This is a genomic window from Streptomyces sp. NPDC004561 (assembly GCF_053602155.1).
In genome coordinates, this window is sequence record NZ_JBSGDB010000297.1 from 1 (window position 1) to 11,332 (window position 11,332).

Here is an 11,332-nt window from a genome sequence, read left to right on the forward strand (position 1 = left end):
TACGACACGTATCTGAAGAGCGGCCGGGCCCTCGCCGACGTGTTCACCGCCTCCGGCGTCGACACGGTCGTCTTCGACATCCAGGACGTGGGCGCTACCTGGAGAAGTACTCCGAGGTCCACGAACTGGAGATCGTGACCGGCGTCGAGGTCTCCCGGGTCGAGCGCGGCGGTCGCTTTGACGGTGCGCACGGCTCCAGTGTCGTGTGCGTCGCCGGGAGCGGCCAGCGGAGGACCGGGGCGGAGCGAGAGCCGTGCTGGTGCGGGCCGGTTCGGCGCCGACGTCAGGGCGCGCCGGAGCCGGGCGCCGTCGCCGCGGATCCGGGCGAGCGGACCCGTGGGACGCTGGAGCGCGGCGAGGGAGCGGAACAGGGGCTTGCGCGACAAGGGGTCACCTCCGTTGGCCGTATCCCTTCAAACGTTCCCCGGCCTCGGCCAGTTGTGCCTCCGACAACAGGGACGGGGTCAGACCCGGCACGCCGGACGCCGTCAGCCACAGCCGGCACATCCACTCCAGCTGGGCGGTGCGGTCGTAGGCCTGGTCGAGGGTGGCGCCGTAGGTGATCGTGCCGTGGTTCTGCAGCAGGCAGCCGGAGCGGCCGGCGAGGGCGCGGAGCATGTTCCCGGCCAGTTCGTCGGTGCCGTAGGTCGCGTAGGGGGCGACGCGGACGGGTCCGCCGAGGGCGCCGGTCATGTAGTGGACCGGTGGGAGTTCGGGCACGAGCGTGGAGACCGCGGTGGCGTGCACGGCGTGGGTGTGGACGACCGCGCGGGCGTCGGTGGTGCGGTAGACGGCTAGGTGCATGGGCAGCTCGCTGGTCGGCACCAGCGTGCCGAGCACCTGGCGTCCGGAGAGGTCGACGCCGGTGATGTCGTCCGGGGTGAGCCGGTCGTAGGGCACGCCCGACGGGGTGACCAGCACGAGGTCCCCGACGCGTGCGGAGACGTTGCCGGAGGTGCCGACGACCAGCCCGTCGGCGACGCTGCGGCGTGCCGTCGCGACCAGTGCCGCCCACAGGTGTGCCGTTTCCTCGTCCGCGTCGCGTCGCTGTTCGGTCATGCGGCGATCCTGCCAGCCGGCCCGGCGGCGGGCGGGGCGGTCCGGCCGCCGGAGCCGGTCGCACGAGGCCGTGCGAGGTCACCCGAGGCCGTGCCCCCGAACGGGGGATCTCGCCGCGAAACGCCATAAAACAGTACCGGTTCGATGATCTACGGGCCTTCAATGATCCCGCTTGCCGCCGGACGGACTGGCCGTCCACCACCCCGGGAGAGACGGCACATGGCCCGTGAACGCACCTCCATCCGCCGCCGCGCCGGTGTCCTCGCGGCGGCCGCGGCCGCGCTCGTCCTGGCGAGCGCCACCACCGCCTCGGCCGCCGGCCCTCCCGCGTGGGCCGGGGACCTGCCCCGGGGGCACGACGTCTCGTCCCACCAGAAGCAGGTGGACTGGCCGGCCGCGCAGGACGACGGCGCGCGGTTCGTCTACGTCAAGGCGACCGAGTCCACGGACTACCGCAACCCCTACTTCGACGAGCAGTACGACGGCGCGCGCGGGACGGGGCTGATCCGGGGCGCGTACCACTTCGCGCTGCCGGACCGGTCCTCCGGCGCCCGGCAGGCCGAGTTCTTCGTGCGCAACGGCGGGGACTGGCGGGCGGACGGCTGGACGCTGCCGCCCGCGCTGGACATCGAGTACAACCCGTACAGCGAGAAGCAGGAGTGCTACGGGCTGAGCACGAAGCAGATGGTCGACTGGATCTGGTCGTTCAGCGACGAGATGGAGCGGGAGACCGGCCGCCGCCCGGTGATCTACACCACGGCCCAGTGGTGGAAGCTGTGCACCGGCGACAGCAGCGCCTTCGCCTCCCGCCACCCGCTGTGGATCGCCCGGCACGGCAGCTCGGGCCCGGGGACGCTGCCGGGCGGGTGGCGGTCCTGGACGTTCTGGCAGTACGGCACCGGCGGCGGGCTGCCGGGTGACCAGAATCTCTTCAACGGGCCGGCGGGCGACCTGCGGGCCTTCGCCCGGGGTTGGTAGCCCAAGGCACGCTTGGGCCGACGACGGCGAACGGAATCCCCGTCCCTCGTCAAGGACACCCCGATGCCCGACTCAGTTCATCTTCCGTTCACCCAGGTTGCCTACGTTCAACCAGCCAACGACCTCGAACGATTGCCTGGGTAAATGGAAAGCTTCTCGCTGATCCTCGCGATTGTGGTGGTAACCGCACTCGCGTTTGATTTCACGAACGGTTTCCACGACACCGCGAACGCGATGGCCACCACCATCTCGACAGGCGCCCTGAAGCCCAGGATCGCGGTGACCATGTCCGCCGCCCTCAATCTGGTGGGCGCCTTCCTCTCCGTGGAGGTCGCGAACACGATCTCCAAAGGCCTCGTCGACGAGGCCGGCATCCGTCCCGAGGTCATCTTCGCCGCACTGGTCGGCGCGATCCTCTGGAACCTGGTGACGTGGCTGGTGGGTCTGCCCTCCAGCTCCTCCCACGCCCTGATGGGCGGTCTGATCGGCGCCACCGTCGCCTCCGCGGGCTTCGGCGCCGTGCACGGTGACGTGCTGGTCACCAAGGTGCTGCTCCCGGCGGTCGCCGCGCCCGTGGTGGCGGGCATCGCCTCGATGCTGGCCACCCGGTTCTCCTACGGCGTCGGCGGCAAGGCCGAGGGCGAGGCCACCCGCAAGGGCTACCGCGCCGGCCAGATCGCCTCCGCCGGCCTGGTCTCCCTCGCGCACGGCACCAACGACGCGCAGAAGACGATGGGCGTCATCACCCTCGCGCTGATCGCGGGCGGTTCCATCGCCCCCGACTCCAACCCTCCCACCTGGGTGATCCTCTCCGCGGGCCTGGCCATCGCGCTCGGCACCTACATCGGCGGCTGGCGCATCATCCGCACCATGGGCAAGGGCCTGACCGACCTGGAGCCGCGCCAGGGCTTCGCCGCCCAGACCAGCGCCGCGACGGCCATCCTGGCCTCCTCCCACCTCGGCTTCTCCCTCTCGACCACCCACGTCGTCTCCGGCTCGGTGATGGGTGCGGGCCTGGGCCGCAAGGGCGGAGTGGTCCGCTGGTCCACCGCGACCCGCATGACCGTCGCCTGGGTGCTCACCCTGCCGGCCGCCGCTCTGGTCGGCGCGGGCGCCGAGTCCGTCACGGCCCTGGGTGGCTGGGGCACCGCGGTCGTCGCCGTCTTCCTGGTCGCCGCGAGCGCCACGATCTGGAAGCTGTCCCGCCGCGAGGTCATCGACCACACCAACGTCAACGCCGTCGACGAGACCGCGGAGCCGGCCGGCGTGGTGACCGCCGCCATCGCCGCGGTGACCCCGCCCCCGGTGGGCACGGTCACCGGCGACCTGACGGCCACGATCGCCGCCCCGGCCGCCGAACCGGCCCCCGCCGTTCCCCCGGCCGCCACCGTCTGACCCCGGTCACTCCTCCGGTTACTAAGGAAGCATCCCCATGAAGATCGACTGGGCGGCCATCGGCTCCGTCTTCGGCGTCAGCCTCGTGGCCACCGTGGGCCTGGTGGCCCTGTTCACCCTCGGCATCAGGGGCCTGGCCCGGCGCGAGCAGGCCGCGGCCCAGGGCGACTCCGCCGCCCTCGCCGTCACCGGCGCCTACGTCTGCTTCGCGGCCTGCGCGGCGGCGGTGGCGTACGGCTTCTACCTGATCGTGGTCAAGGCCTGACCGAGGATCAGGGCCGAGGCTGACCCGGCACCCCGGAAAACCCCGAGAGGCTCCCCTCCACCTGGTGTGGAGGGGAGCCTCTCGCGTATCCGGCAGTCCCACGGTGTGGGGATCGGCACACTCTCCCCTCGCAGGTCAACGGCAGGTTGACGGCCGTTCCGGGCGCGTGGTGGACTGCCCAGGCCATCTACGGCGGCAGGAGAGGAAGCCGGTGCGAATCCGGCGCGGTCCCGCCACTGTCACCGGGGAAGAACACCCCGGAAGCCAGGAACTCTCACCGCCGGATCTCGTCGAACCAGGGCGTGGACACCCTGAGTGAGGACACGTGTCGTGATGCTCGGCTGCCGAAGGACCAGTACCAGGACCGCTCCTGTGCCCACGGCCGGCTGAGCCGATGGGTGCCGATCGCACATACGCGTACGGCGCCGCCGCCGGCCTCCTCGGTGACCTGCTCCTCGGCGATCCCCGCCACGGGCATCCGGTCGCCGTGTTCGGGCGGGCGGCCGCTGCCGTGGAACGCGCGTTGTGGCACGACCACCGCGGCTGGGGCGCCCTGCACACCGTCGTGTGCGCCGGTGGCGCCGTCGCGCTCGGCGCGGTCGCCGCACGCTCCGTACGCCCCTCCCCCGCCGTCACGGTCGCGCTGACCGCGGCCGCCACCTGGGCCGTCGTCGGCGGCACCTCCCTCGCCCGGGAGGCGCGGACCGTCGGGCGGGCCCTTCAGGCCGGGGACGTCGAGGCGGCACGGGCCCGGCTGCCCCACCTGTGCGGCCGGGACCCGCAGGCCCTGGACGCCGACGGCATCGCCCGGGCCGTGGTCGAGTCCGTCGCCGAGAACACCTCCGACGCCGTGGTGGGCGCCCTGGTGTGGGGCGCCGTGGCCGGAGTGCCGGGGCTGCTCGGGTTCCGGGCCGTCAACACCCTCGACGCGATGGTCGGTCACCGGTCCCCCCGCCACCGCCGCTACGGCTGGGCCTCGGCCCGCCTCGACGACCTCGCCGGCTGGCCGGGGGCCAGGCTGACCGCCGTACTCGCCGCCCTGGCCGGTCCCGATCCGCGGGGCGCCGTACGGGCGTGGCGGGCGGACGCGGCACGGCACCCGAGCCCCAACGCCGGGCCCGTCGAAGCCTCCTTCGCGGGCGCCCTCGGCGTGCGCCTCGGCGGAACCCTGTCCTACGGCGGCCGTGTCGAACACCGCCCCGTGCTGAACGGCGCCACCGGACGGGCCGTCAGGGCCACCGACGTCGACCGGGCCGTACGGCTCTCCCGCCGCGTCGGCCTGCTCGCGCTCGGCGTCACCGTCGCCGCGCGCCGACTCGTGAAGGGACGTGTGAAGTGAACGGTGGTCTCCTCGTCGCCGGCACCACCTCCGACGCCGGCAAGAGCGTCGTGACGGCCGGGATCTGCCGGTGGCTGGTGCGCCAGGGCGTGAAGGTCGCGCCGTTCAAGGCGCAGAACATGTCCCTCAACTCCTTCGTGACCCGCGAGGGGGCGGAGATCGGGCGGGCCCAGGCCATGCAGGCCCAGGCGTGCCGGATCGAGCCGACCGCGCTGATGAACCCGGTGCTGCTCAAGCCGGGCGGGGAGCAGAGCAGCCAGGTGGTGCTGCTCGGCAAGCCCGTGGGCGAGCTGAGCGCGCGCGGGTACCACGGCGGGCGGCAGCAGCGCCTGCTCGGCACGGTCCTGGACTGCCTGGCCGAGTTGCGGGGCACGTATGACGCGGTGATCTGTGAGGGGGCGGGCAGCCCGGCGGAGATCAATCTGCGCCGGACCGACATCGTGAACATGGGGATCGCGCGGGGTGCGCGGCTGCCCGTGCTGGTGGTGGGGGACATCGACCGCGGGGGCGTCTTCGCGTCCTTCTTCGGCACGGTCGCCCTGCTCTCGCCCGAGGACCAGGAGCTGGTCGCCGGGTTCCTGGTGAACAAGTTCCGCGGCGACGTCTCGCTCCTTGAGCCGGGCCTCGACATGCTGCACGGCCTCACCGGACGGCGCTCCTACGGCGTGCTGCCGTTCCGGCACGGGCTCGGCATCGACGAGGAGGACGGCCTGCGCGTCTCCCTGCGCGGGACCGTGCGCGAGTCCACCGTGGCCCCGCCCGTCGGCGAGGACGTGCTGCGGGTCGCCGTGTGCGCGGTCCCGCTGATGTCCAATTTCACGGACGTCGACGCGCTGGCCGCCGAACCCGGGGTCGTGGTGCGGTTCGTGGACCGGCCGGAGGAGCTGGCCGACGCGGACCTGGTCGTCGTTCCCGGGACCCGGGGCACGGTCCGGGCGCTGGAGTGGCTGAGGGCGCGCGGGCTCGCGGACGCCCTGGTCCGCAGGGCCGCCGAGGGGCGCCCGGTCCTCGGCGTCTGCGGCGGCTTCCAGATCCTCGGCGAGCACATCGAGGACGAGGTCGAGTCGCGCGCCGGCGCGGTCCCCGGGCTCGGCGTGCTGCCCGTTCGGGTGCGGTTCGCCCGGGAGAAGACCCTCACCCGGCCGGCCGGCGAGGCCCTGGGCGAGCGCGTCGAGGGGTACGAGATCCACCACGGGGTGGCGACGGTCGAGGGCGGCGAGGCGTTCATCTCCGACGGCCACGGGCGCAGCCTGGACGGCTGCCGGGTCGGCCGGACCTGGGGCACCCACTGGCACGGCGCGCTGGAGTCGGACGGCTTCCGGCGGGCGTTTCTGCGCGAGGTGGCCGCCGCCGCGGGCCGCCGCTTCGTGCCCGCGCCGGACACCACCTTCGCCGCGCTGCGCGAGGAGCAGCTCGACCGGCTCGGCGACCTGATCGAACAGCACGCGGACACGGACGCGCTGTGGCGGCTCATCGAGTCGGGCGCGCCGCAAGGACTGCCTTTCATTCCACCGGGAGCGCCCGCATGAGCACAGTGTTGTTGTTGTCGACCGCCGACACGGATCTGCTGGCGGCCCGGGCCTCCGGCGCGGACTACCGCATCGGCAACCCCACCCGGGTCGACGTCGCGGGGGAGCTGCCGGGCCTGCTCGACGGCGCGGACCTCGCCGTCGTACGGCTGCTCGGTGGCAGGCGCGCCTGGGAGGACGGCCTCGCCGCGCTGAGGGCCTCCGGGATCCCGGCCGTGCTGCTGGGCGGTGAGGCCGTGCCGGACGCCGAGCTGATGGCCGCGTCGACCGTGCCCGCCGGTGTGGTGGCGGAGGCGCTGACGTACCTGGTCGAGGGCGGTCCGGCCAACCTGCTGGAGCTGTCCCGGTTCCTGTCGGACACCGTGCTGCTGACCGGCGAGGGCTTCGAGGAGCCGCGGAAGATGCCGGAGTACGGCGTCCGTGGCGACCGGGTGCCCGTGGACGGGCGGCCGACCGTGGGCGTGCTCTTCTACCGGGCGCACGAGCTGAGCGGCAACACCGCCTTCGTGGACACCCTGTGCGAGGCGATCGAGGCGCGGGGCGCCAACGCCCTTCCCGTCTACTGCGGTTCGCTGCGCGGCGCGGACGCCGGGCTGTACGAGCTGCTGGGGCGGGCCGACGCGCTGGTCGCGACCGTGCTCGCGGCCGGCGGCACGCACGCCTCGCGGGCCTCCGCGGGCGGCGACGAGGAGTCCTGGGACATCGGCGCGCTCGCCGACCTGGACGTCCCCGTGCTGCAGGGCCTCTGCCTGACCACCTCCCGCCAGGCCTGGGAGGAGTCGGACGCCGCCCTCTCCCCCATGGACGCGGCGATGCAGGTGGCGATCCCGGAGTTCGACGGCCGTCTCGTCACCGTGCCGTTCTCCTTCAAGGAGCAGGGCCCGGACGACGTCCCGGTGTACGTCGCCGACCCCGAGCGGGCCGCCCGCGTGGCCGGGATCGCCCTGCGGCACGCCCGGCTGAAGCACAAGCCGAACGCCGAGAAGAGGATCGCTCTGGTCTTCACCGCGTACCCGACCAAGCACTCCCGCGTCGGCAACGCGGTCGGCCTGGACACGCCCGCCTCGGCGGTACGGGTGCTGGACGCGCTGCGGGACGCCGGATACTCGCTCACCGAATACCCCTCCGGCGGCGACGAGTTGATCCACCGGCTGATCGAGGCCGGCGGCCACGACGTGGAGTGGCTGACGGAGGACCAGCTGGCGGCGGCGCCCGCGCGGGTGCCGCTGGCCGACTACCGGGCGTGGTTCGAGAAGCTCGACCCCGAGCTGCGGGACGCGATGACCGAGGCATGGGGCGAGCCGCCGGGCAGCCTGTACGTGGACGGCGACGACATCGTGCTGGCGTCCCTGCGGTTCGGCAACGTGGTCGTGATGATCCAGCCGCCGCGCGGCTTCGGCGAGAACCCGATCGCGATCTACCACGACCCCGACATGCCGCCCTCGCACCACTACATGGCGGCCTACCGCTGGCTGGACGACAGCTTCGGCGCGGACGCGATCGTGCACATGGGCAAGCACGGCACGATGGAGTGGCTGCCGGGCAAGGGCCTCGGGCTGAGCGCCGGGTGCGCCCCGGACGCGGTCCTCGGCGAGCTGCCGCTGATCTACCCGTTCATCGTCAACGACCCCGGTGAGGGCACCCAGGCCAAGCGGCGCGGGCACGCCACGGTGGTCGACCACCTGGTCCCGCCGATGGCGCGGGCCGACAGCTACGGCGACCTGGCCAAGCTGGAGCAGCTCCTGGACGAGTACGCGCTCGTCTCCGACCTGGACCCGGCGAAGGCGCCGGCCGTCCGCGCCCAGATCTGGACGCTCGTCAAGGCCGCCGAGCTGCACCACGACCTGCATGTGGACGAGCAGCCGGACGACGCCGAGTTCGACGAGTTCGTGATGCACATCGACGGCTATCTGTGCGAGATCAAGGACGTGCAGATCCGCGACGGTCTGCACATCCTGGGCGGCGGCCCCATCGGCGAGCCGCGCGTGAACCTGGTGCTGGCCGTGCTGCGCGCCTCGCAGGTCTGGGGCGGGCAGGCGAACGCCCTGCCGGGGCTGCGGGCCTCGCTCGCCGCCCACTTCGGGCTGGACGAGAAGGAGCTGCTGGGCGAGCCGGGCGCCCCGGTGAAGGTGCCGGTGGAGCTGACGGACCTGGCGGACGGTCCCGCGCGGACCGCGTCCGACGCGATCGACCTGCTGGAGCAGCTGTGCCGGCGGATCGCGGAGGGGCTGGAGGCACGGGAGTGGGACCGTGCGGCCGTGCCCGCCGTCCTGGGTGACGTGCTCGGCCTCGAACTCCCGTCGGCTCTCGGCGTGTTGCGGTTCGCCTGCGACGAGGTCGTACCGCGGCTCGCGCGGACCACCGACGAGATCGGGCACATCCTGCGGGCGCTGGACGGCGGCTACGTCCCGGCGGGTCCGTCGGGCTCGCCGACCCGCGGCCTGGTCAACGTGCTGCCGACCGGCCGCAACTTCTACTCCGTGGACCCCAAGGCGATCCCGTCCCGGCTGAGCTGGGAGGTCGGGCAGTCGCTGGCCGACTCGCTGGTCGCCCGGTACCTCCAGGACACCGGCGAGTACCCGAAGTCCGTGGGCCTCACGGTGTGGGGTACGTCCGCGATGCGCACCCAGGGCGACGACATCGCCGAGATCCTGGCGCTGCTGGGCTGCCGCCCGGTGTGGGACGACGCCTCGCGCCGGGTGACGGGCTTCGAGGTGGTCCCCCTGGCGGAGCTGGGGCGCCCGCGCATCGACGTCACGGTCCGCATCTCCGGCTTCTTCCGGGACGCGTTCCCGCACGTCGTCGGGCTGATCGACGACGCGGTGCGGGCGGTGGCGGAGCTGGACGAGCCGGTCGAGCGGAACTTCGTGAAGGCGCACGCCGACGAGGACACCGCCGGGCACGGCGACCGGCGCCGGGCCACCGCGCGCATCTTCGGCTCGAAGCCAGGCGCGTACGGCGCCGGTCTGCTGCCGCTGATCGACGCCCGCAACTGGCGCTCGGACGCCGACCTCGCCGAGGTGTACGCGGTGTGGGGCGGCTACGCCTACGGGCGCGGTCTCGAGGGGCGGGCCGCGCGCGGGGACATGGAGACCGCGTTCCGGCGGATCGCGGTCGCCGCGAAGAACGTCGACACCCGCGAGCACGACCTGGTCGACGCCGACGACTACTTCCAGTACCACGGCGGCATGGTCGCCATGGTCCGGCACCTGACCGGCGCCAACCCCGAGGCGTACGTGGGCGACAGCGCCGTTCCGGACCAGGTGAGGACCCGCACGCTGGGCGAGGAGACGCACCGGGTCTTCCGCGCCCGCGTGGTCAACCCGCGCTGGATGGCGGCCATGCGCCGGCACGGCTACAAGGGCGCCTTCGAGATGGCCGCGACCGTCGACTACCTGTTCGGCTACGACGCCACGGCGGGCGTGGTGGACGACTGGATGTACGAGAAGCTCAGCGCGGAGTACGTCTTCGACCCGGAGAACCGGGACTTCATGAAGAAGTCCAACCCGTGGGCGCTGCGCGGCATCACGGAACGGCTCCTGGAGGCCGCCGACCGGGGCCTGTGGGCCGAGCCGGACGCGGACACGCTGGAGCGGCTGCGCGCCACGTACCTGGAGCTGGAAGGCGACTTGGAGGGCGACCAGTGACCACCCCCTTCCCCTTTACCGCCGTCGTCGGCCAGGACGACCTGCGGCTCGCGCTGCTGCTGAACGCCGTGTCCCCGGCGGTCGGCGGGGTGCTGGTGCGCGGCGAGAAGGGCACCGCCAAGTCGACGGCGGTACGAGCCCTTTCGGCGCTCATGCCGGAGCTGAACGCGGTCTCCGGCTGCCGTTTCTCCTGCGATCCCGACTCTCCCGACCCGGGCTGCCCGGACGGGCCGCACGAGCCCGGGGCGTTCGAGACCCGTCCCGCGCGCATGGTCGAGCTGCCGGTCGGCGCCTCCGAGGACCGGCTGGTCGGCGCCCTGGACATCGAGCGGGCGCTCGCCGAGGGCGTGAAGGCGTTCGAGCCGGGCCTGCTGGCCGACGCGCACCGCGGGATCCTGTACGTCGACGAGGTCAACCTCCTCCACGACCATCTGGTCGACCTGCTGCTGGACGCGGCGGCCATGGGCGCCTCCTACGTCGAGCGCGAGGGGGTGTCGGTGCGGCACGCGGCCCGTTTCCTGCTCGTCGGCACCATGAACCCCGAAGAGGGCGAGCTGCGGCCGCAGTTGCTGGACCGGTTCGGGCTGACCGTGGAGGTCGTGGCGTCCCGGGAACCGGACCAGCGGGTGGAGGTCGTACGGCGCAGGCTGGCGTACGACGACGATCCGGCCGGCTTCGCCGCGCGGTGGGCCGAGGAGGAGGCCGCCGTCCGGCAACGGATCGTGGCGGCACGGAGGTTGCTGCCGCAGGTGCGGCTGGGCGACGGTGCGCTGCGGCAGATCGCGGCCACCTGCGCGGCCTTCGAGGTGGACGGCATGCGCGCCGACATCGTGATGGCCCGGACGGCGACCGCGCTGGCCGCGTGGGCCGGGCGGACGGACGTCCTGGCCGAGGACGTCCGGCAGGCGGCGCTGCTCGCGCTGCCGCACCGCAGGCGCCGTAACCCCTTCGACGCGCCGGGGCTGGACGAGGACAGGCTGGACGAGACGCTGGAGCAGTTCTCGGGCGAGGACGACGGCGAGGACGATCCCGACCCGGACGGTCCCGACCCGGATGGTCCCGGGGTTCGGCGGTCCTCGCACCTATGTGCGTCGGATGCTCGACGAGACACCCGTCGACT

Annotated in this window: 9 protein-coding genes and 1 riboswitch; of the genes, 7 read left to right on the forward strand and 2 right to left on the reverse strand. The window is 73.2% G+C overall.

Going from position 1 to position 11,332, the window contains the following annotated elements; translation table 11 throughout:
• On the reverse strand, positions 1 to 386 hold a 386-nt coding region (locus ACWEN3_RS30710), incomplete at its 3' end, for a hypothetical protein (RefSeq protein WP_452977227.1).
• A gap of 4 nt (positions 387 to 390) precedes the next feature.
• Positions 391 to 1,059 (reverse strand): class II aldolase/adducin family protein, encoded by a 669-nt coding sequence (locus ACWEN3_RS30715; protein ID WP_452977207.1) that lies wholly within the window; start codon positions 1,057 to 1,059, stop codon positions 391 to 393.
• 219 nt (positions 1,060 to 1,278) lie between these two features.
• Between ACWEN3_RS30715 and ACWEN3_RS30720 the strand changes: the two genes are divergently transcribed.
• The 7 genes from ACWEN3_RS30720 to ACWEN3_RS30750 all read left to right on the forward strand — a co-directional run.
• Positions 1,279 to 2,037 carry a lysozyme gene (locus ACWEN3_RS30720; RefSeq protein WP_452977210.1) on the forward strand — a complete coding sequence of 253 codons (759 nt, stop codon included), beginning with the start codon at positions 1,279 to 1,281 and terminating at the stop codon, positions 2,035 to 2,037.
• A 144-nt stretch (positions 2,038 to 2,181) separates the two neighbouring features.
• Positions 2,182 to 3,432 (forward strand): anion permease, encoded by a 1,251-nt coding sequence (locus ACWEN3_RS30725; protein WP_452977212.1) that lies wholly within the window; start codon positions 2,182 to 2,184, stop codon positions 3,430 to 3,432.
• A 37-nt stretch (positions 3,433 to 3,469) separates the two neighbouring features.
• A complete protein-coding gene (locus tag ACWEN3_RS30730; protein WP_452977214.1) occupies positions 3,470 to 3,697 on the forward strand; it encodes a hypothetical protein in 228 nt (75 codons plus the stop codon).
• A gap of 152 nt (positions 3,698 to 3,849) precedes the next feature.
• Positions 3,850 to 3,991: riboswitch (cobalamin riboswitch) on the forward strand.
• 100 nt (positions 3,992 to 4,091) lie between these two features.
• Complete coding sequence (locus ACWEN3_RS30735; RefSeq protein ID WP_452977216.1) at positions 4,092 to 5,036, forward strand: cobalamin biosynthesis protein; 945 nt, start codon at positions 4,092 to 4,094, stop codon at positions 5,034 to 5,036.
• Positions 5,033 to 6,565, forward strand: coding sequence for a cobyric acid synthase (locus ACWEN3_RS30740; protein ID WP_452977219.1), 1,533 nt, complete (start codon positions 5,033 to 5,035; stop codon positions 6,563 to 6,565). Before ACWEN3_RS30735 ends, ACWEN3_RS30740 begins: the two co-directional genes overlap by 4 nt.
• On the forward strand, positions 6,562 to 10,212 hold the full coding sequence (gene cobN / locus ACWEN3_RS30745; RefSeq protein ID WP_452977222.1) for a cobaltochelatase subunit CobN: 3,651 nt from the start codon (positions 6,562 to 6,564) through the stop codon (positions 10,210 to 10,212). The genes ACWEN3_RS30740 and cobN overlap by 4 nt, the downstream gene beginning before the upstream one ends.
• The coding region (locus tag ACWEN3_RS30750; RefSeq protein WP_452977224.1) for an ATP-binding protein at positions 10,209 to 11,332 on the forward strand (1,124 nt) is incomplete at its 3' end. The genes cobN and ACWEN3_RS30750, both read left to right, overlap by 4 nt.

What these genes read in the sequence shown, in the direction of transcription:
- ACWEN3_RS30725 (WP_452977212.1), top strand. Translation starts at nt 2,182, where the DNA reads ATGGAAAGCTTCTCGCTGATCCTCGCGATTGTGGTGGTAACCGCACTC.
- ACWEN3_RS30715 (WP_452977207.1), bottom strand. Translation starts at nt 1,059, where the DNA reads ATGACCGAACAGCGACGCGACGCGGACGAGGAAACGGCACACCTGTGG.
- ACWEN3_RS30735 (WP_452977216.1), top strand. Translation starts at nt 4,092, where the DNA reads ATGGGTGCCGATCGCACATACGCGTACGGCGCCGCCGCCGGCCTCCTC.
- cobN (WP_452977222.1), top strand. Translation starts at nt 6,562, where the DNA reads ATGAGCACAGTGTTGTTGTTGTCGACCGCCGACACGGATCTGCTGGCG.
- ACWEN3_RS30720 (WP_452977210.1), top strand. Translation starts at nt 1,279, where the DNA reads ATGGCCCGTGAACGCACCTCCATCCGCCGCCGCGCCGGTGTCCTCGCG.
- ACWEN3_RS30730 (WP_452977214.1), top strand. Translation starts at nt 3,470, where the DNA reads ATGAAGATCGACTGGGCGGCCATCGGCTCCGTCTTCGGCGTCAGCCTC.